General features: G+C 42.4%; 19 protein-coding genes, 1 tRNA gene and 1 riboswitch. Of the genes, 14 read left to right on the top strand and 6 right to left on the bottom strand.

Going from position 1 to position 19,785, the window contains the following annotated elements:
* The first annotated feature begins 201 nt into the window (after window positions 1-201).
* The 4 genes from RO21_RS09270 (at window position 202) to RO21_RS09255 (ending at window position 2,533) form a co-directional block, all read left to right on the top strand.
* Window positions 202-732 carry a hypothetical protein gene (locus RO21_RS09270; RefSeq protein WP_047977507.1) on the top strand — a complete coding sequence of 177 codons (531 nt, stop codon included), beginning with the start codon at window positions 202-204 and terminating at the stop codon, window positions 730-732.
* Window positions 707-1,282: a hypothetical protein gene (locus tag RO21_RS09265; RefSeq protein WP_047977506.1), complete on the top strand. Its 576-nt coding sequence runs from the start codon at window positions 707-709 to the stop codon at window positions 1,280-1,282. The genes RO21_RS09270 and RO21_RS09265 overlap by 26 nt, the downstream gene beginning before the upstream one ends.
* Window positions 1,283-1,317: 35 nt before the next feature.
* Window positions 1,318-1,671: a hypothetical protein gene (locus tag RO21_RS09260; RefSeq protein ID WP_047977505.1), complete on the top strand. Its 354-nt coding sequence runs from the start codon at window positions 1,318-1,320 to the stop codon at window positions 1,669-1,671.
* 169 nt (window positions 1,672-1,840) lie between these two features.
* Entirely contained in the window at window positions 1,841-2,533 is a 693-nt protein-coding gene (locus RO21_RS09255) for a tellurite resistance TerB family protein (RefSeq protein ID WP_047977504.1), read from the top strand.
* Between the two features lie 71 nt (window positions 2,534-2,604).
* Here the strand turns inward: RO21_RS09255 and rapA are convergent, their stop codons facing one another.
* Both rapA and RO21_RS09245 read right to left on the bottom strand, forming a co-directional pair.
* Window positions 2,605-5,520, bottom strand: a complete 2,916-nt coding sequence (gene rapA / locus RO21_RS09250; protein ID WP_047977503.1) for an RNA polymerase-associated protein RapA — start codon at window positions 5,518-5,520, stop codon at window positions 2,605-2,607.
* 214 nt (window positions 5,521-5,734) lie between these two features.
* Window positions 5,735-6,631, bottom strand: a complete 897-nt coding sequence (locus tag RO21_RS09245; protein WP_047977502.1) for a Dyp-type peroxidase — start codon at window positions 6,629-6,631, stop codon at window positions 5,735-5,737.
* A gap of 129 nt (window positions 6,632-6,760) precedes the next feature.
* Here RO21_RS09245 and RO21_RS09240 point away from each other — a divergent pair, with 129 nt between their 5' ends.
* From RO21_RS09240 to RO21_RS09205, 8 genes are all read left to right on the top strand, one after another.
* Complete coding sequence (locus RO21_RS09240) at window positions 6,761-8,323, top strand: anthranilate synthase component 1 (RefSeq protein ID WP_047977501.1); 1,563 nt, start codon at window positions 6,761-6,763, stop codon at window positions 8,321-8,323.
* A gap of 1 nt (window position 8,324) precedes the next feature.
* Window positions 8,325-8,915 carry an aminodeoxychorismate/anthranilate synthase component II gene (locus RO21_RS09235; protein WP_047977500.1) on the top strand — a complete coding sequence of 197 codons (591 nt, stop codon included), beginning with the start codon at window positions 8,325-8,327 and terminating at the stop codon, window positions 8,913-8,915.
* Window positions 8,908-9,300, top strand: a complete 393-nt coding sequence (locus RO21_RS09230) for a tautomerase family protein (RefSeq protein ID WP_047977499.1) — start codon at window positions 8,908-8,910, stop codon at window positions 9,298-9,300. Before RO21_RS09235 ends, RO21_RS09230 begins: the two co-directional genes overlap by 8 nt.
* A 19-nt stretch (window positions 9,301-9,319) precedes the next feature.
* On the top strand, window positions 9,320-10,333 hold the full coding sequence (trpD, locus tag RO21_RS09225; RefSeq protein ID WP_047977498.1) for an anthranilate phosphoribosyltransferase: 1,014 nt from the start codon (window positions 9,320-9,322) through the stop codon (window positions 10,331-10,333).
* Between the two features lie 103 nt (window positions 10,334-10,436).
* The gene (locus RO21_RS09220; protein ID WP_047977497.1) at window positions 10,437-11,303 is read left to right on the top strand and encodes a DUF808 domain-containing protein; all 867 of its coding nucleotides are present in this window, start codon (window positions 10,437-10,439) and stop codon (window positions 11,301-11,303) included.
* Window positions 11,304-11,553: 250 nt separating this feature from the next.
* Window positions 11,554-12,825 carry a TolC family protein gene (locus tag RO21_RS09215; RefSeq protein ID WP_047977496.1) on the top strand — a complete coding sequence of 424 codons (1,272 nt, stop codon included), beginning with the start codon at window positions 11,554-11,556 and terminating at the stop codon, window positions 12,823-12,825.
* Between the two features lie 22 nt (window positions 12,826-12,847).
* On the top strand, window positions 12,848-15,046 hold the full coding sequence (locus RO21_RS09210; RefSeq protein ID WP_047977495.1) for a type I secretion system permease/ATPase: 2,199 nt from the start codon (window positions 12,848-12,850) through the stop codon (window positions 15,044-15,046).
* On the top strand, window positions 15,047-16,264 hold the full coding sequence (locus tag RO21_RS09205) for an HlyD family type I secretion periplasmic adaptor subunit (protein WP_047977494.1): 1,218 nt from the start codon (window positions 15,047-15,049) through the stop codon (window positions 16,262-16,264).
* A gap of 72 nt (window positions 16,265-16,336) precedes the next feature.
* On the opposite strand, the gene RO21_RS09200 is transcribed toward RO21_RS09205, so the two are convergent.
* Window positions 16,337-16,924 (bottom strand): YajG family lipoprotein, encoded by a 588-nt coding sequence (locus tag RO21_RS09200; RefSeq protein ID WP_047977493.1) that lies wholly within the window; start codon window positions 16,922-16,924, stop codon window positions 16,337-16,339.
* A 78-nt stretch (window positions 16,925-17,002) separates the two neighbouring features.
* On the opposite strand from RO21_RS09200, the gene RO21_RS09195 reads away from it, so the two are divergent.
* Both RO21_RS09195 and RO21_RS09190 read left to right on the top strand, forming a co-directional pair.
* Entirely contained in the window at window positions 17,003-17,314 is a 312-nt protein-coding gene (locus RO21_RS09195; RefSeq protein WP_047977508.1) for a BolA family protein, read from the top strand.
* Window positions 17,315-17,432: 118 nt separating this feature from the next.
* Window positions 17,433-17,522, top strand: a tRNA-Ser gene (locus tag RO21_RS09190).
* Between the two features lie 123 nt (window positions 17,523-17,645).
* On the opposite strand, the gene RO21_RS09185 is transcribed toward RO21_RS09190, so the two are convergent.
* The 3 genes from RO21_RS09185 to queC all read right to left on the bottom strand — a co-directional run bounded on the left by RO21_RS09185 (window position 17,646) and on the right by queC (window position 19,421).
* Window positions 17,646-18,266, bottom strand: a complete 621-nt coding sequence (locus RO21_RS09185; protein ID WP_047977492.1) for a 7-carboxy-7-deazaguanine synthase QueE — start codon at window positions 18,264-18,266, stop codon at window positions 17,646-17,648.
* An 80-nt stretch (window positions 18,267-18,346) separates the two neighbouring features.
* A complete protein-coding gene (queD, locus tag RO21_RS09180; RefSeq protein ID WP_047977491.1) occupies window positions 18,347-18,769 on the bottom strand; it encodes a 6-carboxytetrahydropterin synthase QueD in 423 nt (140 codons plus the stop codon).
* Window positions 18,762-19,421, bottom strand: coding sequence for a 7-cyano-7-deazaguanine synthase QueC (gene queC, locus RO21_RS09175; protein WP_047977490.1), 660 nt, complete (start codon window positions 19,419-19,421; stop codon window positions 18,762-18,764). Before queC ends, queD begins: the two co-directional genes overlap by 8 nt.
* 2 nt (window positions 19,422-19,423) lie before the next feature.
* Window positions 19,424-19,467: riboswitch (PreQ1 riboswitch) on the bottom strand.
* Between the last annotated feature and the right edge of the window lie 318 nt (window positions 19,468-19,785).

Here is a 19,785-nt window from a genome sequence, read left to right as displayed (position 1 = left end):
AGTTTGTTTTGCTTGTACTGACTTAAACGACTTCTTCTCATAGGGATTATTCTAACCTGAAATTAGATTTCCCTAGTTATCTAGTACAGCCCCAAAAGCAATTATAGTGGAGAGCGAGCATCTTAATTCATATTTCGCAAGAGATAGAGTTAATTTCATTTAATAAAAAGAAGCCTTTATCCTTAATAGAGCTAATATATTATGAATAAAGATCTTGAGCATCGCATAGATAGTTTTTCAAAGATATTTATACAAGGTATGCTAATTCCTTTAAAAAACTTCCCCGCTTCAATAACGAAATACCCAAGAGAATACGTCAAAATAACCAGACCTGAAGATATTGAAGAATATGATTATCTTGCATCACTGACACCGGATTCTGAAATAGATTTTAGCCGATTTAGAAGTGTGTCTTCCGATCTTAATTGGGAGGGCATATATTATTTATTACCCATAGCGCAACGTAGGTATTTACAATTCATAGATGAGAGTATTATTGATTTCTTTGATGGTTTTATTAGGCTATTAGGTTATCTTAATGGAATAGATAAATTAAAGCGCTTAATGAGTCAAGATGATATTCTACGGTTAATTTACTGGCTTAGATTTCTTTTAGAAGATGAAAATCCCGATATAAATTTTATTGATTTCGATGAAGATGAAATTAACAGGTATATTGATTACTTAGAAAAGGGACTGCCCCTAGATGAAAAGAACAAATATATTCAATAAGTTTACTTCAAAACACCATTTATATCTAGATGAATGGAAACGTATTTACCCTAAAGAGCAAAATCGGGATAATAAATTCTCTTTTTTAAATACCGAAAAAGAGGCAACCGCTTTAATATTCGTTGCTGCCAATATTTGTGGTTGGCTCACTCAAAACAGTGATAGAGTATATTTTCAACTCTACTCTTTATTTAGCTGTTTAAGTGAATTTAAATATATTTTAGCCCGAATATTAGGGCTACAACATATAGATAATTGCTTTGATGAAAATCTATTTTCTTTAAAATATCTTAAGCTAAACACAATAAATCGCTATCATTCACATCTCAATAAAGTTCAAATACAAGAGCTTATCCATTTTTTACTGATTTATGAAGAATTTGGTAGCTTTATCGCTTTAAGTCATAATGGATATAAACTATTGAATATAGATGATGGTTTTATTTCTCTTACATCAAATTATTATGTTGTAAATCAATCCCTAGTGAATCAATTATTACATTCACCTTCGGGTTGGAATAAGTGGATATGGGAACTAGATGAATATTGAAAGAGAGTTATTTTATATTAATTGAGAAATAAAAAATGAACTTACCTTTTATTTTAAACGATAATGGTGATATTAGTTTATTTGCTACTGTATCTGATTTAGAACGTTATGTTGAACCTGATGATATAACATCATACGAACTATTTGATGCACTCGGTAATGAAATGAGATTATCGATTGAAAAAAAGCCGAAGAAAATAATGTTTACTCACTATGATATAGAGGTTGTCAAGTTATCTGACAAGATAACTGTCAATAGAAAGACCTATTTAGCCGATTTATTATATCCTGTATGTATTAAGATTGATTTGAAATTTGAACATTCAAAAAAATCCGATATACCATACTTAATTTCAACCCTGATTAACTATCAAGGCTATACGAAATAATATTATCTATTGCTTAAATTTGGTATTGGTCAGCAAAATAAACTCTCAGAAAATGAATAATGCCTATTTTTACAAAATATGCGCTCAATATCACCGCTTGCTCGATAAACAACTTTTTTGATAATGTATTGTCTAAGGTCTGCCTTTTATCAACCACTAGGAGCATTTTATGAATTTTAATGACATTTTGAACGGCGTACTTAAATCAGTCGGCAATACTGCAAATCAAGGAAAAGCCGATTTAGGCGGGATTTTAGGCTCGGTACTCAATTCGGCAAAAAATTCAGCCGCTGAAATAAAAGCCGGCAATACCGATACGATTGCCAAAGTAGGCGGCGGAGCGGCATTGATGGGGATTTTATCAATGGTATTGGGGCGTAACGGCGTGGCTAACTTAACGAAATTAGGTTCACTGGCGGTCTTAGGCAGTATGGCGTACAAAGCCTATCAAGACTACCAAAGCAATCAGACGAACAAAGCAGGACTATTAAGCGAAAATGCCTTTGAAACTGCTGCACAAAATGAGCAAAGCGGCGCGGTCATTTTACGCACAATGATTGCCGCAGCACTTTCAGACGGACATTTAGATGACGAAGAATTAGCTGCGATCCAGCGCGAAGGTGATGATGTGCCAGAATTTCAACAATGGTTAGCCCACGAAGTGCGTCAGCCGATTTCAGTAGAAGAAATTGCAACACTTGTGGGGCAAGATACCGCACTTGCCGCACAAGTCTATTTAGCTGCCCGTATGGTATGCAAAGATCTATCCCGCAAGGAAATTGTCTTTTTATCGCAGCTTGCCGAAGCGTTAAACCTTGATGATGCCTTGGTAGAACAATTAGAGAAGCAAGCAGGATTTTAAGTTCTAAATTAAACGGCAAGCGTTGCTTGCCGTTTTTATATTGCAAAAAATCCCCTCAAACCCACCGCTTGTTAGGCTTGATTGCTGACAATCACCCGCAAGCTATCAAGTCGCCAATTCGCTTTGCCGAGTTGAGCGAGCGAGTCCGCTTTAATTTGCTCAAGAGCAACAATCTCATCAGCTCGGATATTTTTATTCACCGCTTGTAACGAGGTTAAACGGTGTAGCTCCGCACTTAATGTCTGCTCCGCGGCTTGTTTAGCTTGGGCAATCTGCTGTTGTGCTTTTTCGGCAATATGCCCTTCACCCATTTGAATTAGCTTTTCAATGTCCGTGCGTGCCATTTTGGCTATTTTATTCGCCATTTGCTTATTAACCGGTTTGAGCTGTTTTTCCAAGCCGCTAAAAGAGACTTGCGCCGCCATATCGTTACCTTTATTGTCCAGTAGAATGCGTATCGGCGTTGGCGGTAAGAAACGGGTAAGTTGTAAGCCTTTCGGCGCTTGCGCTTCAACAATATAAATCATCTCCAGTAACAATGTCCCTGCCGGTAGATGTTTATTGATGAGCAAAGAAACGGCACTTTTGCCAATATCGCCTCCGGTGATTAAGTCGATACCGTGGCGGATCATCGGGTGATCCCAGGTTAAAAATTGCAGCTCCTCCCGCATTAACGCAAGCTGTCGGTTGAAAGTAACTGTGCAGCCTTCCTCGGAAAGCCCCGGAAAATCCGGCACAAGCATATGACCGGTCGGGCTGATCACAATACTTTTTTCGCCTAAATCTTCCTGTTCTAAGCCGATAACATCAAATAAATTCAGTGCAAATTGGATCAGTTGCGGATTTTCATCTTGCTCGGCTATCGCTTGCGCCAACTGTTGAGCTACTTCGCCGCCGTTAGAGTGGATCTCCAACAGACGATCCCGCCCTTTTTCTAAGGCAAGTTTAAGCTGCTGGCGGCGTTTTTGCACTTGCGTAATAAAGTCGTCAAATTCTGCCGAGGGTTGCGGGTTAAATAAAAATGCCTCCAATTCCGTGCCGAACTCACGGAATAAATTTGCCCCCATCGGGCAGGTTTCTTCAAATGCGTTTAGCCCTCGTTGATACCATTCGGCTAAAATCATTTGAGCGGAGTGTTCAAAACACGGCACATAAATTTGAATGTCGTGTTTTTGCCCGATACGATCCAAACGTCCGATACTCTGCTCCAATAAATCCGGATTATCCGGCAAATTAAACAGCACTAAATGGCGGGCAAATTGGAAATTTCGTCCTTCCGAGCCAATGGCAGAACTAATCAGCACCTGTGCGCCCTCTTCCTGTTGAGCAAAATACGCCGCAGCTTTATCCCGCTCGACAATCGACATTTTTTCGTGGAACACGGCGGAGCGGATTGCCTCTTTTTCTCTTAGGGCTTGTTCAAGTTGAATCGCCGTATCCGCCTGTTTACAAATGACGAGAATTTTTTCATCACGGTGATTTTTCAAGAAGGTGATTAACCATTCAATGCGAGGGTCGAAATCATACCATTTTGCCGCCGGGTTCATTCGTTGGAACAAGCGTTCAGGGTAAAGCAAATCCGCTTTTTTATTGCCGCCCATCAAGCCCATTACTTTAAGCGCATTGGCATATTGGCTTGGCATTGCAAGCGTGATTTGGTGATAAATACGGTGCGGGAAACCTTTTACCCCTTGACGAGTATTTCGGAATAGCACACGGCTTGTCCCGTGGCGGTCAATCAATTCGGCAATCAGCTCTTGGCGAGCCTCTAAACGCTGCTCGGCACTGCAATTTTCCGCGTTGATAATCCGTAGCATCGGCTCAACGTCTTCCTCGGCTAACAGCTCGCCAATACTGTTTTGTTCTGCATTGCTTAACGGTTTATCGTTTAACAGGGTTGCCACCGCATCGGCAACGGGCTGATACTGCTTTTGCTCTTGTACAAAGGCTTGATAATCATAGAAACGATCCGAGTCCAGTAAAGCAAGGCGGGCGAAATGGCTCTCTTGCCCCAGTTGTTCCGGGGTTGCCGTCAGTAGTAACACGGAGGCAATCTGCTTTGCCAGTTGCGCAACAAATTGATAGGCAATACTCGGTTCGTTTTCGTGCCATTCTAAATGGTGAGCTTCATCAACAATCAGCATATCCCACGGGCTGTCGGCAACTTGTTTGGCACGTTGCGGGTTGTTAGCCAACCAGTCAATTGAAGCGATCACCAACGATTCCGTTTCAAACGGATTTTCGCTCACATCGTTGCCGTTATCGTCCTGCTTGCTGAAATCGCCGCAACGTTCTTCGTCAAAAAGCGAGAAATGCAGGCTGAAACGGCGTAGCATTTCAACCAGCCACTGATGCTGAAGGCTTTCCGGCACTAACACCAATACCCGCTCAACCCGTCCTGCAAACAGTTGCTGCTGCAAGATCATACCGGCTTCAATGGTTTTACCTAAGCCGACTTCGTCCGCCAGTAATACCCTCGGTGCAAGGCGTTGTCCTACCTCTTTAGCGATATGTAATTGGTGCGGAATCAAGCTGGCACGCGTCCCCCGCATCCCTCTCAATGCAGATTGAAATTGAGCTTGTTGATGTTGTAAGGCACGGTAGCGAAGTGAAAAACGGTCGCTACGATCAATTTGAGCGGAAAAAAGCCGATCCTGCGGTTTGCTGAAGCTCACTTTATGGTCGAGCTGCGTTTCGGGTAACACGGCGTCTTCGCCACTATCGACCCGTTTGCCCAAATAGATTAAATTGCCTTGATTTTCCAGCGCATCATCAACGTCTAGCTGCCAGCCGTCCACACTGTTAATCCGATCGCCTTTTTGGAATTGAACACGGGTAAGCGGGGCAACGGCAACCGCATAAACCCGCACTTCATCGGCAGCCGGAAAGGCAATGCTTACCGTGCGATGATCGACTGCGGTAACGATGCCGAGTCCTAAATTATTTTCCGATTCACTTAACCAACGTTGTCCAACAACAAAGCTCATTATTACCTCTCTGTGAAAAATGTGAATGTTTTTTATCGTTTTAAATAGGGGGGCGCATTTTACCTGAATTTTGCCGCATTATGTAGCCAACGTACCAAACGGCTTCAGATTAAAACGAACAAAAGGCAAGTCTGTGCTACAGCAGCGGGCTATCGTAATGCGAAAGTACAAAAATAAGGGTTAGGGTACTTGGCATACCCTAAACCGAGTGAAATTAGAGGGAAAGAAGCCGTTCAAGACTTGGGGCGAAATAGTAGCCGCCACTCATTGCTTGGGTGAAGCCGAGCAAGCGGTCGGTTTTGCCGTCTAATTCGCCAAACATACTTTTTAACTGCTGATCAATGTTATGCAAACGTTTGGAAAAAGCGAGGAAATATAAGCCGTGCGCCCCGCTTGCCGTGCCGTATGGCAGGCTATGGCGGAGAATTTTTAAGCCTTTGCCGTTCTCTTTTAAATCGACCCGTCCAACGTGGGAATGCGGCGGCACATCGTCAAGTTCCACACTATCCGCTTTAGTGCGCCCGATAACTTGCTCTTGGCGGGCAACCGGCATTTTGTGCCATTTTGCCAACTGGTGCTGGTAGCGTTGGGTCAGCACATAGCTGCCGCCGGCATCTTCCCCCTCTGTAATGAGGGCAACATCGCGTAATTTTTCATCGGTGGCAGGGTTTTCCGTGCCGTCAATAAATCCGGTGAAATCCCGTTCTTCAACCCAACGAAAACCGTGAATTTCTTCTTCAATCGTGGCAATACCGTTTAGCTGTTCAACCACGATCAATGCAACGCTGAAATTAAGATCGGGACGATCCGATTGAATATGGATAAACAGATCACGCTGTGTCGCCGGCGCATATTCTTTGCCTGCTTGACCAAAGGGCATAAAGGGCTTTAACTCGGGGGCGGACTGCCCTGCCAACTGCTTCCAAATGCGGTCACCAAAGGCGAGAGTTAAACCTAACGGCACGTCTGAATATTGTTGTTGCAAATCGTTAAATTGTTGGTGAAGGGTACGGATACGGTCGGCGAGCGGGGCGAGGTCTTGCACTTGAGCTTCTAAAAAAATACCTGCTTTGCGATGGGTTAAGGTAATGCCGGATTGAGGCGTTGCCATTGTTATTCTCCAAGTAATCAAAATCGCCTAAGTTTACTGGTTTAGCCGCCAAGTTGCAAAAAAATGGCAATTTTGCTTGACTTTATAATTTTGTACTAGTTTAATAGTTCAAAATTTAAGGAGCATATTATGTTTGTACAGGTTCAGCATACCCCTTTGGCTTACCATTCGGATACAACCTCGCTTTTTCATCGGCTTTGCGGGGATAACCCGCACACGTTATTGTTGGATTCGGCAGAAATTCAAAGTAAAAACAGCGTCAAAAGTTTGTTATTTGCACAATCGGCGGTGCATATTTTCTGTGAACAAAATCAGGTAACATTTGAGGCATTAACGGCAAACGGGCAGACAGTATTGCCGGAAATTGCCCAATCACTTTCAGCCTTGACCCCGACACCGATTTGCACATTTTCCGCCGAAAATGACCGCTTGCACGCCGTGTTTCCGGCGGTAAACGAAGCGCTTGATGAGGACAGCAAGCTCAAAACAACCACCATTTTTGACGGCTTACGGTGTGTCAGCCAACTATTTGCCGAGGCGGTCTCCCCCGTCTATTTGGGCGGACTGTTCAGCTACGATTTGGTCGCCCAATTTATCCCGATGGATAATATTTACTTGGAAGATGACGGTTTAACCTGCCCCGATTACAGCTTTTATTTAGCCGAACAGTTGGTCTTTATCGATCATCAACGACAGACGGCAACGCTCCACACCTTCTGCTTTGCGCCAAGCCAAGCGGAAGAATTAGCACAACAAGCGGTCGATTATACGCAAAAAAGTGCAAATACGGCGGTTTTGCCCTTTGAGTCATACCCAGCGGATAAAGCAGTGAATGTGAATTTAGAGGATACTGCATTCAAGCAAATTGTCTCGGATCTAAAACAGCATATTAACCTCGGCGATGTGTTCCAAATCGTCCCGTCCCGCCGTTTCAGTCTGGCTTGTCCGAACCCGCTTGCCAGCTACCGCCAGCTCAAAATCACTAATCCAAGCCCGTATATGTTTTTTATGCGGGGCGAACAATTTACCTTATTTGGCGCCTCGCCGGAGAGTGCATTGAAATATTCGCAGCCGAGCCGTCAGCTTGAAATTTACCCGATTGCCGGCTCTCGTCCCCGTGGCTTTGATGCACAAGGGCGGATCGATCCGGAATTAGATTCCCGTTTAGAGTTGGAACTACGTTTAGATCAAAAGGAGCTTGCCGAGCATTTGATGTTGGTGGATTTAGCCCGTAACGATATTGCCCGTGTGTGCGAGGCGGGCTCTCGCCGTGTCGCCGATTTAATGCAAATTGATCGCTATTCGCACATTATGCACTTGGTTTCACGGGTTGTCGGCACGCTCAAAAGCGATTTGGACGCCCTGCACGCCTACCAAGCCTGTATGAATATGGGGACATTAACGGGTGCGCCGAAAATTCGGGCAATGCAGTTGATCTATCAATTTGAACGCCAAAAACGGCACAGCTACGGCGGTGCGGTCGGCTATTTAACCTCGCAAGGCAATTTGGATACCTGTATTGTGATCCGCTCCGCCTTTGTACAAAACGGTGTGGCGTATGTGCAAGCGGGCTGCGGCGAGGTGTTGGACTCCGATCCTCAAGCGGAAGCCGATGAAACCCGCCATAAAGCCAGAGCGGTGTTAAATGCGATCGGCGCAGTAAATCAAACGGCAAGCACAGGGGGAAATTAAAATGGCACAGGTATTATTTGTTGATAATTTCGATTCATTCAGTTACAACTTAGTCGATCAATTTCGCCAACTGGGGCATTCGGTAACGGTATTTCGCAACGATTATCCCCTTGACGATTTTATCCAACGGGCATTGCGGACCAAACAGGCAATTATTGCGCTCTCTCCAGGGCCGGGCAATCCGCAACAAGCGGGTCATTTATTGCCGATTATTGCAAAATTGAAAGGCAAAGTGCCGATGATTGGTATTTGCCTTGGACATCAGGCGATTATTGAAGCGCTCGGCGGTCAAGTGGTGCATACGGGGCAGGTGATGCACGGCAAAGTGTCCCGCATTCAGCACGATAACGAAGCAATGTTTCACGGTATTCAAAATCCGATGCCGGTTGCCCGTTATCACTCACTAATGGGAGATAATTTGCCGGCGGAATTGGTAGTGAACGCCCGTTTTGGCGAGATCGTGATGGCAATCCGCCACCGCACAGAGAAAATCTGTGCTTTTCAATTTCACCCTGAATCCATTTTAACGGTGGAGGGGACGAAATTACTGAAACAAAGTATTGAATGGTTATTGGAGTCAAAAAATGATTAGCGTATATGGTTTAAAATCCACCCTTGCGCCTCGCCGACACGCCGTGGCAGAGGTGATTTTTGAATGTTTAGAGATGACACTCGGTGTGCCTAAAGGTCGTCACGCTTTACGCTTTGATTTGCTGGAGGCGGAGAACTTTTTCCCGCCGATTAACCGCAGCGAGCATTTTATCGTCATTGAAATCAATTTAATGCAGGGGCGTTCGGAGCAATTAAAAAAACGCTTGATTAAGGGCTTATTCAGTATGTTTCATCAGCGGTTAGGGATTTTGCCCCTCGATGTCGAAATCACGATTAAAGAACAGCCGGAGCATTGTTGGGGCTTTCGGGGAATGACCGGCAATGAAGCCACTGATCTAGAGTACCAAGTCCATCGTTCCATTTGATCGCCAAAGGAAAAACACTATGCAACACAACGAATTATTAGAGCGACTTTTTAACGGTCATTCTCTCACTCAAGATCAAGCGCACTCTCTATTTCAACATATTATGCGAGGGGAGCTATCTCCCGAACAGTTAGCCGGTGCGCTGATTGCCTTAAAAGTGAGAACGGAAACAGCGGCGGAAATTGCCGGTACGGTAACGGCGACCTTGGAAAATGCAATGCCTTTTCCTCGTCCTGATTATCCGTTTGCGGATATTGTCGGCACAGGCGGGGACGGTGCTAATACCATCAATATTTCCACCACCAGTGCGATTGTAGCGGCGGAAATGGGGTTTAAAATTGCCAAGCACGGCAGCCGTAGCGTTTCCAGCAAAACCGGTGCAAGCGATTTACTCACCGCCCTCGGTGTAGAGGTGAGTATCAATGCCGACACGGCACGCCAAGCGTTAGATGAAATCGGGCTGTGCTTTTTGTTTGCTCCCCAATACCATTCGGGCTTTAAGCACGCTATTCTGGTTCGCCAAGCACTCAAAACACGCACCCTGTTTAATATTCTCGGGCCGTTGGTGAATCCGGCACGCCCGCCGCATCAGCTACTGGGAGTTTATAGTCCGAGCTTGATTCAACCTTATGCGGAAACGGTCAAAAGGTTAGGGCATCAACATAGTCTAGTCGTACACGGTTCGGGGCTTGATGAAGTGGCGGTACACGGTGAAACTCAGGTCGCGGAGATCAAACAGGGGCACATTGAGTACTTCACGCTAACGCCCGAAGACTTCGGGGTGACACGTCATTCTCTTGATGCGTTAAAAGGGGGCGAACCGCACCAAAATGCCGAAAAAATTTTAGCCTTACTACAAGGCAAAGGAGAACAAGCGCATATTGATGCAGTGGCAGTGAATGTTGCAATGTTAATGCGTTTATTCGGCGAGGCAGATCTAAAACAGAACGTTCAGCGAGTGCAAGCTGTTCTGACCAGTGGAAAAGCATTTGCGACTTTACAAAAGTTAGTTCAATATAAGCCTATGACTTAGCGTAAGCAAGACATAAGCACTTAAAAAATAAATTCCTTTTATTCCTTATTCGGGCAGAGTAAAATCTGCCCGTTTTTTTATGGCAATTTGATAGGATTTTGAAATGGCGTTTAGCTCATTATTTACTTTGTTAGACGATATTGCCGCCGTACTGGACGATGTGGCGGTAATGACCAAAATGGCAACCAAAAAAACGGCAGGGGTTATTGGCGATGATTTAGCCTTAAATGCTAACCAAGTGAGTGGCAAGGATATTAAACCGGAGCGGGAATTACCGATCGTTTGGGCGGTTGCAAAAGGCTCGTTGCTCAACAAAGTAATTTTAATTCCGATTGCGTTGTTGCTCTCCATTTATCTGCCGTCTTTCATCAACCCGCTGCTAATGCTCGGTGGGGCTTATTTATGTTTTGAAGGCGTAGAAAAACTGCTGCACCAATTTCTCCATAAAAAGTCCCATAATGATGAGCCCGCCGTTCAGCCATTGTCGGAAGCAGATAAGATCAAAGGAGCAATTCGCACCGATTTTATTTTATCCGCCGAAATTATCATCATCGCTCTAGGGGTTGTACAAGAGTCGGCCACCTTAACCAAAATTATTTCATTATCGGCGATTGGGGTGGGTATCACGCTTTTTGTCTATGGCTTGGTCGGGCTGATCGTGAAATTAGACGATATCGGTTTATGGCTGCTGAAAAAGCCCAACCGGTTCTCGCAAGCGGTCGGAAAAGGACTATTATTTGTAATGCCTTGGGTGATGAAATCCCTCTCGATTATCGGCACTATCGCAATGTTCCTCGTTGGCGGCGGCATCTTCACCCATTCGCAGCCCGCAGTCCATCATTTTATCGAAAGCCTAAATTTACCTTCCGCATTTTCCGGCATCGCCGACCTTATTCTAGGCATATTGATCGGTGCGATTATCTGTGCGGTAGTTTTGCCGTTGGGGAGGGTGGTTGATAAAAATTTTTAGAATATCATTCTTTTGAGTCCTATTTAGAGTATCTACTTGATTATTAATACTTTTATTGAACTATGATTTTTTGTGTATTTATCTTTCGAATTATAAATTTCTATAATTTCCAAAATTAGTTTGCAAAATAGATACATAGGAAGGTAGAATTTCAATCAGTTTTAATTATTTGGTTGATTCGTTATCAAACTAGAACTATCAAAAAATAATCACTATCTAACCGCTTGTAATCCCTTGCTAGGAAAACATTATGAAATATTTCTCTTATCAGAAATCTCCTCTGATATTGGTGAGTGCATTAGCACTATTATCGCCGGCACTAGTTGCCAAAACCTCTTTACATGATATTTTGCAATATGCTTTTATTTCTGATCCAACATTGGATGAGGCAAAAGCAAATATTTCAATGGCAAAAAGTCAAACTAAGGTATCAGAAGCTGGGCATCTACCGATTATCTCTGTCACTGGTACTCAGGTGTTAAACCAGCAACATCGCTATACTAGTGAGCGTCGTTCGGGACCTGGATTGGCTGCTAGAGTAAACCTTTATGCTTGGGGAGGGATTGAAGCTGAAATTGAACGTGATAAATATAAGGAAACCTATTATCAGCATAAATTAACGGAAACCCGAGAGTTAATGGGACAGGATATTTCGCAACTTTATTTGGCAGCATTGAGGGCAAAAGAGACGATTAGTATCTACAAGGAAAGTTTACAGCGTCATAATAAGATATTAAAAGATTTAGGAGTGATTGCGACTTTCGATGAGGGGCGTTATTCTGAAGTTAATGAAGCATTATCTCGCAAAAATCAGGTAGAAACAACGATTTTAATGCAAGAAAGAGCGCTACAATCCGCCTTAAATCGTTTAAGTCGCTATAGTGGTAAAGTGCTATCAGCATCAGATTTAGTTGATCCTTTCAGTAAAGTGAATGTGCAGAGTTTTATTGAACGTTATAAAAATAATAGCATAAGTAACAATCCAAGCTATTTAGCACAACAAGCGGAATTTGAAAGTTCTCGTGCTGCCGTTGATGCGGCTAAAGCAAGACGTCTACCTGCTATTAATCTTGAAGGTACAGCAAATCGTCATGAACACGAGGTTTATTTGAATATGTCTTGGGATATTTATAATCCTGCAAGCAAATATGCGGAGCAGCAAAGCTATTATTCACAAAAAGCTGCGGAAGCGAAGCTGCGTGAGATTGAATTATCTGTAAAGGAAAAATCACTGACCTCTGAAACAGATATGATCCGAAATCAGAGACTGGCCTTAGTTGCTCAAAAACAAATTGCTCTACAACGTAAGGTAATCGCGGACAATGAATTACAGTTTGAAGTAGCTGCTCGCAGTTTGATTGATTTATTGAACTCCTATCAAGAATTAACTCGTGTTCAAATTGATGAGGTTACTGCACGGAGTGATTTTCGTGATGCTGCATTAGCTTACTTAACTTCTCAAGCCCGTATTACCCATTGGGTTGGCTTAGAAAGTGTTTCCTCGAAAGTAAAAAAGAAGTAATAAAAAGGAAATGTAATTAGTTATGAAATCTATAATTGAACATTTGGCGTTAGTAACCCAGTTACATGGCTCACCTATTGCACAAGAAGCGTTGACCGCACAAGTTGTGAGAAATCAAAAATTAAATGTAAATTTTTCTTCTTTAAGTGAGGTGCTAAAAACTTATGGGTTTGAAAATTCTATTTCAAAACGATCTCTTAATGATATTCCTAGCTTAGCCACTCCTGTTGTGGCAATTTTAAAAGATGAAGAAGCCCTTGTTATTACTAAAATAGAAGGTGTTGGAGTAAAACGTCGCTTCTATATCCTTCAGACAGATAAAGTTGAAAGAGTGTTGGAGTATAAAGATCTTGAACAGATCTATTTGGGATATTGCTGGTTTATTAAACCGAAAGTTTCTTCCGATATTCGTTCAGAGCTACCTGAATATCATTTACCAAAAGCTTGGTTTTGGAAGGTCATCTGGCGTTTTAAAGCCTATTATGGTCAAGTTATCTTAGCGACGTTTATTATTAACTTCCTAGCACTGGTAAGCTCATTATATGTAATGAATGTCTATGATCGTGTCATCCCAAATAAAACATATGAAACCTTATGGGCTTTGAGTATTGGGGTTGTGCTTGCGATCAGCTTTGAGTTTGCTGCTAAAATGATCCGCGGGCATTTGACAGATATTGCGGGTAAAAAAGCGGATTTAATCATTAGTTCTGCGTTATTTAGGCGAGTGATGGCTCTAAGGCTTATTGATAAACCAGCGTCTTCAGGCTCCTATGCAAATAATTTAAGGGATTTCGAATCTGTTCGTGAATTTATGACCAGTGCAAGCTTATTAGTATTAGTGGATCTACCTTTTTTACTATTGTTTGTTTTTGTTATTTATTTGGTTGGAGGGAAATTAGCACTTGTCCCCTTAGTGATTATTCCGACAGTAATCTTGGTTGGTTTTGCTATTCAGCCCAAATTGGCGGCTAGAATAAATGAATCTATGCGTGAGAGTTCACAGCGTCAAGGTCTAGTCGTAGAAGCATTGGATGGTATTGAGACGTTAAAAGCAAATAATGCAACGAACTGGGCTCAACAACGTTGGGATATGTATACCGCAAAAACATCAGCTTCGCAAATTAAGGTAAAAGATTTAAGTAACTTTGTAGTGAATTTTTCCGTTGGGTTGCAACAATTAAATACTGTATTTCTAGTGCTTTTAGGTACTTACCTAATTCACAGTGAAGATGAAGCAAGCCGTATAACAATGGGGGCATTAATTGCATCAGTTATTTTATCTGGTCGTGCCTTAGCTCCCCTTTCCCAAATAGCTGGACTTGCTACTCGTTTTCAACAGGCACGCTTAGCATTGAAAGGCGTTGATGAAATTATAAATCGCCCTATTGAGAGAATAGCGGATCGCAAGTATATTACTTTGAAGCAAGTACAAGGCAAGATTAGTTTTAATAATGTAAATTTCCAATATAATAAAGAAAGCCCAAATGCACTTTCTCAATTATCACTTACGATTAATCCCGGAGAAAAAGTAGCAATTTTGGGGCGTGTCGGAAGTGGCAAGAGCACACTTTTGAAGTTAGCCGCAGGTTTGTATGAGTCTCAATCTGGTAATGTAACACTGGATAATGTGGATTTGCGCCAAATCGACCCAAGTTATTTACGAAATCAAGTGGCTCTATTTGGGCAAGCTCCTCGCCTTTTCTTAGGGACATTGCGTGAAAATTTAGATATTGCAAGAACAGATAATTTTACGGGGGATGTTGAGCTAGTTAATGCTTTATATCGTTTCGGATTGGAGGATTTAGTGAATAGTCATCCGAGAGGGTTGGATATGCCATTGGGTGAGAATGGGCAAGGTTTATCGGGTGGGCAAAAGCAGCTTGTTGCACTCGCTCGTCTAACCATTAAAGATCCTCAAGTTGTTTTATTAGATGAGCCAACGAGTGATCTCGACCAAGGTACCGAAGAAATGGTATTACAGGCACTTGCACGCTGGATTGGAAATCGTACTATGATTATGGTAACGCATCGGCCTCAAGTACTGAAATTAGTTCATCGGATCATTGTGGTTGATAATGGCAAAGTGGCGATTGATGGACCAAGGGATGCTGTATTAGAGCATTTACGACAAAATGAACAAAATCAAGCGCAGCAAATACAAAAAGCTCAACCAAACCATAATGATGCTCAAAAACAAAGCTCAAATGAGGAAAAAGAATAAATGAGTGAGAAAATTAAACAATCGGATTTATCACTGATTAATGATCTGAATGCTGCATTGCAGGTTGAAAAACATCGAGGTATTTTTTCAGTTATTATTCTCTTTTTTATTTTCCTTGTTACTTTTGTCGTATGGGCATATTTTAGCCCTCTTGAAGAAGTTACTAGAGGGCAGGGAAGCGTTATCCCAAGTAGCCGTGAGCAAATTGTTCAAAGCTTAGATCCTGGAATTATCCAAGAAATGAAAGTTAAAGAAGGTGATATCGTTGAAAAAGGTCAAGTGTTACTGACCCTTGATGATACTCGTAGTTCTGCTGTTTTACGTGAGAGCGAAGCTAAAGTACAGAATTTACGTGCTGTTGTTGCTCGTCTAAAAGCAGAGTCAAGTGGTAAAGAGCTCGTGTTTGCAGATGATATTCCCGAAGCGGTTAAAGCTAGAGAAAAAGCCGCTTATAATGCCAGACGTAAATCAATGTTAGATGCTGTACAAGGATTGGCACAAAGTAAAGCACTATTGGATAAAGAAATTGGTATTACACAACCAATGGTAAAAAAAGGTGTTGTTTCTCAAGTTGAACTGCTGAGAATGCAACGACAATCCTCTGATTTTGCACAGCAAATTTCGGAACGGCGCAATCGATATACAGCAGATGCAAATAATGAATTGGTACAGGCGGAATCAGAACTTGCTCAAGCGAGAGAGAATATGGCAATGAGGGCTGATCCTGTAGAACGTTCACAAATTAGAGCACCTTTGCGAGGTGTTGTGAAGAATATTCGTATCAACACTGTGGGAGGGGTAGTACAGGCAGGACAAGATATTTTAGAAATAGTACCATTAGATGATACCCTTTTGGTACAAGCTTATATCAGTCCAAAAGATGTGGCTTTTATCCGGCCGGGGCAATCGGCATTAGTGAAGATTAGTGCTTATGATTACTCTATATATGGCGGGCTTGAAGGAAAAGTTACTCTCATTAGCCCTGACACTCTCCAAGATGAACGCCGTCGTAGTGAATTAAATCTTAATGCAGATCAAGCATATTATCGTATATTGGTTGAAACTCAGGGCACTGCGATAACGGACAGCAAGGGTAAAAAACTAGATATTACACCAGGTATGACTGCTACGGTAGATATTAAAACGGGTGAGAAAACGGTATTTCAATATCTAATAAAACCAATTACTCGTATGAAGCAGGCTTTGCAAGAGCGTTAATGTTAAACCAGGGTAAAATAAGATGCGGTAAGATTTTGACTAAGATGTACAATAATCTTGCCGCTTTCGATTTTATTTAAATTGATGAATCGCCTGACCGATTTCATTGTCATTATAGATTGAGCGGATAGAATCTTGGTAGGCCTCTTCTAAGACTTTTTGAATATTACCGTTATCTGCTCCAAATGCGCCTTCATAACTCCGAGAAGTATTGAAGTTTTTGGTAAAATTGCCTCTTATGCCTTGTACGGCGATTTCTACATTGATGTTAGCGGTGATTTTATGGCGTAAGTTGCCTTGTTCAACATCTGCGAAAAACTTTTTAATATTTACAGTTACGTTAGCATTACTTGCCCCTTCTACAACTTTAAATCCCTTTCTATTGAGATTTTGCTGCATTGCTTGTTGGAACATTTGTGCGACTTCCGGCATTGCATTTAAGCGAGTAACGTTACCGCCGTTTGTGTAACTAGCCACTTCTGATGATGGTCGTTGATCTTGGGTGATAACATTAACGATAGCCGTTTGATTATAGGTATTAAAAGTAGCGGTTGGAGATGGTGTACTGAAAGTCAATGTATTAGACTGGCTTTGGCAGCCGGTTAATAAAGCCGCAGAGAGAGTTAATGCGACTAAGGTGATTTTAGACATAGATTTCATTGGTGAGTCCTTTTTATTGGTAAAACGATAGCAAAGTATAGTATGATTTTTGCTAAATTTGCAAAGAGAGAACAGAAAATGTTTGTTGAAAAATGTATTATTGAAAAGCTGACCGAAAAATTTGCACCGCAGGTGCTAATAATTGAGAATGAAAGCCATAAACATAGTTCAGGTCGAGGGGCAGAATCACACTTCAAGGTAATTTTAGTATCGGATTACTTTGAACTGTTACGGGCGGTTGCACGTCATCAAGCGGTTTATCAAACTCTAAGTGTTGAATTGGAAAACGGCGTACACGCTTTGGCTTTACATCTTTATACGCCGAATGAATGGCGTGAGCGGGGAGAAAATGCACCGCCATCGCCAAATTGTGTTGGTGTCGGGCAATAAATTGGTTAAATTTTATCGATTTATTTTCTTTAGCGAAAAAAATAGTTGTCGATCAGAAAAAAATAGGTATAATTTCAAAATCTTTCAAACGCCTGTTTTTATAGGGCGTGATTGGTAAGGTGAGATGTCCGAGTGGTTGAAGGAGCACGCCTGGAAAGCGTGTATATGGGAAACCGTATCGGGGGTTCGAATCCCCCTCTCACCGCCATTTTTAAGTGAAAGATTTACTGTTTTCATAGATATTTCCTTGGTTAAGTTAGAAGTAGTAATACTTATTTTTCCTTATTTTTAAGCATTATCCCCAAACGTTTTGTTTGGGGATTTTTTTATATTACGCAATCCCAGCAATTTTGTGGGTCTGAATGCTCAGTTGCCAGCGTGGTTTATTCGGGCGTTGGTTGAGTCGCCCAAGTTGCGTGATAGTGGCGAGCATATTCATTTCGCCGTTTTGTTCGCACGGCGAGAGGTAGTAGCGTTGTGCCTGAATACTGTTTTCAATCTGCTCGCAGAAATCTAATACATCGCCGTCCACCACAATACGCACCTCGTTTGCCGTTGGGATATGATGCTTCAGGTAGTTTTTCTGATAAAGCCGTTTCGGGCTGGTGGCGATATAATCAATTTGTGGCGGCACGGGTTTTAAGCCGTTGGTTTCGATCGCCAGAAAATAACCCTGCTGTTTGAGTGCGTCCAGCAGGATTTCAATATGCGGTTGAATGGTCGGTTCGCCGCCGGTAATGATGATATTTCGAGCGGAAAACAGGGCGACTTTGGTTAAAATCGCCGTGAGGCTCATCATTTCAAATTGATTGTAATTAGTGTCGCACCAAGGGCACGCCAGGTTACATTTGCCGAAGCGGATAAAAATACTCGGCATTCCGGTATTAAATCCCTCGCCTTGCAGCGTTTCAAAAATTTCGACAATGCGGTAGTTAATTTCTGTTTGATTCATTTTTATTATTTGAGGTTGCAAGCGGTAAGATGTCTGTGAATATTTGCAAAAAATGCCTATGATCCGACCGCTTGTTTGAGCTATCGCTGGTATTCACAATAAGAGGTTGGCGTTTCCCACAAACGAATGAGGCTGACAGGCAGTCCGACATCGCTCAGGGTATCGAAGATATATTTTGCCATTTGTTCAGCCGTCGTGCGGGCTGGAATACCGAATGTTTTGGAGTTTAGTTCGGCGAGTAATTGTGCCACTTTGCACTCTTTCTCGCTGGTGGTGTCATAAATAAAGGCGTGATCCATTTTGTCTAGGATCTCGGTTTTGACGATAGATTTCAAATCGCTATAATCCATCACCATTCCCCGTTTTGCCCCTTCGGTGTGCAGCCCGCCACAGATTTCCACTTGTAAAGTATAAGTATGGCCGTGCAGGTTTTGGCACTTGCCGTCGTGCCCGTCCAACATATGTGCCATATCAAAGCTAAATTCTTTGGCGATTTTAAACATTGGCACGCTCCGCAAGGTATTCATTCAGCCCTTTTTCCCGTAGCTGACAGCTTGGGCAGTCGTGGCAGCCACCTTCTATGCCTAAATAGCAGGTGTGGGTGTGCTGACGGATATAATCAAACGCCCCTAACTCATCGGCTAATGCCCAAGTCTCTTTTTTAGTTAGGTACATCAACGGCGTGCGGATATTGAAATTGTAATCCATTGCCAAATTCATCGTTACATTCATTGATTTGACGAACACATCACGGCAATCGGGATAGCCGCTGAAATCCGTTTCGCACACGCCGGTATAAAGGGTTTGAATACCTTGGCTTTTGGCATAGATACCGGCGTAAAGGAGAAAAAGCGCATTGCGACCGTCCACAAAAGTGTTTGGCGTACTCCCATTTTGTGCAATAGTAGCGTTTTCATCCATTAACGCATTATGGGTAATGGCTTTGATGACAGAAGTATCAATTAGCGTTTGTTTAATGCCGAGATCTTGTGCGATCCAAGCGGCTTTTTCCAGTTCAATGGTGTGGCGTTGCCCGTATTGAAAGGTGATAGCTTCCACATTTTCCTTGCCAAATTCACGAATAGCAAGTAATAAGCAGGTGGTGGAATCCTGCCCTCCGGAAAAAATCACGGCGGCTTTATTTGAATGTTGCATACATATCCTTAGTTTTTTGCGTGGGAGGTTCACGAACCACGAACAAGCGGTAAGATTTAGCTGATTTTTTGCAAGATCTGACCACTTGTTGAGATAAAAAGGGCATTATAGAGGATTTTCATTATATAAAGGAGAGATTTCTTATTGATTTTACTTTCTAGAAATTTGATGAAAATACCTAAGAAGGTTATCCAAAGTCAGGCAAATACAAAAGTTTATGAAAAACTCACCGCTTTCCGTCTAAATAGTTATCGCTTTGAGCGTGTTTTCACCAAGCGGTAAGATTTTTCGATTTTTTTTGCACATTTTTCTCCAAAAACACTTGCACTGATTTTGGATTTCTCTATAATGCACACCACACAAC

Source organism: Muribacter muris (genome assembly GCF_001038205.1).
Taxonomy (GTDB): Bacteria; Pseudomonadota; Gammaproteobacteria; order Enterobacterales; family Pasteurellaceae; genus Muribacter; species Muribacter muris.
The sequence above is the reverse complement of the archived record's forward strand: the minus strand, read 5'-3'. Positions and strand labels throughout refer to the sequence as shown.

Excerpts from the sequence above, each read along its gene's own strand:
- RO21_RS09240 (WP_047977501.1), top strand. The coding sequence starts at position 6,761 with ATGTTTGTACAGGTTCAGCATACCCCTTTGGCTTACCATTCGGATACA.
- queC (WP_047977490.1), bottom strand. The coding sequence starts at position 19,421 with ATGCAACATTCAAATAAAGCCGCCGTGATTTTTTCCGGAGGGCAGGAT.
- RO21_RS09185 (WP_047977492.1), bottom strand. The coding sequence starts at position 18,266 with ATGAATCAAACAGAAATTAACTACCGCATTGTCGAAATTTTTGAAACG.
- RO21_RS09200 (WP_047977493.1), bottom strand. The coding sequence starts at position 16,924 with ATGAAATCTATGTCTAAAATCACCTTAGTCGCATTAACTCTCTCTGCG.
- trpD (WP_047977498.1), top strand. The coding sequence starts at position 9,320 with ATGCAACACAACGAATTATTAGAGCGACTTTTTAACGGTCATTCTCTC.
- RO21_RS09270 (WP_047977507.1), top strand. The coding sequence starts at position 202 with ATGAATAAAGATCTTGAGCATCGCATAGATAGTTTTTCAAAGATATTT.
- RO21_RS09230 (WP_047977499.1), top strand. The coding sequence starts at position 8,908 with ATGATTAGCGTATATGGTTTAAAATCCACCCTTGCGCCTCGCCGACAC.
- RO21_RS09265 (WP_047977506.1), top strand. The coding sequence starts at position 707 with ATGAAAAGAACAAATATATTCAATAAGTTTACTTCAAAACACCATTTA.
- RO21_RS09210 (WP_047977495.1), top strand. The coding sequence starts at position 12,848 with ATGAAATCTATAATTGAACATTTGGCGTTAGTAACCCAGTTACATGGC.
- RO21_RS09245 (WP_047977502.1), bottom strand. The coding sequence starts at position 6,631 with ATGGCAACGCCTCAATCCGGCATTACCTTAACCCATCGCAAAGCAGGT.
- RO21_RS09255 (WP_047977504.1), top strand. The coding sequence starts at position 1,841 with ATGAATTTTAATGACATTTTGAACGGCGTACTTAAATCAGTCGGCAAT.
- queD (WP_047977491.1), bottom strand. The coding sequence starts at position 18,769 with ATGTTTAAAATCGCCAAAGAATTTAGCTTTGATATGGCACATATGTTG.
- RO21_RS09235 (WP_047977500.1), top strand. The coding sequence starts at position 8,325 with ATGGCACAGGTATTATTTGTTGATAATTTCGATTCATTCAGTTACAAC.
- rapA (WP_047977503.1), bottom strand. The coding sequence starts at position 5,520 with ATGAGCTTTGTTGTTGGACAACGTTGGTTAAGTGAATCGGAAAATAAT.
- RO21_RS09260 (WP_047977505.1), top strand. The coding sequence starts at position 1,318 with ATGAACTTACCTTTTATTTTAAACGATAATGGTGATATTAGTTTATTT.
- RO21_RS09220 (WP_047977497.1), top strand. The coding sequence starts at position 10,437 with ATGGCGTTTAGCTCATTATTTACTTTGTTAGACGATATTGCCGCCGTA.
- RO21_RS09215 (WP_047977496.1), top strand. The coding sequence starts at position 11,554 with ATGAAATATTTCTCTTATCAGAAATCTCCTCTGATATTGGTGAGTGCA.
- RO21_RS09205 (WP_047977494.1), top strand. The coding sequence starts at position 15,047 with ATGAGTGAGAAAATTAAACAATCGGATTTATCACTGATTAATGATCTG.
- RO21_RS09195 (WP_047977508.1), top strand. The coding sequence starts at position 17,003 with ATGTTTGTTGAAAAATGTATTATTGAAAAGCTGACCGAAAAATTTGCA.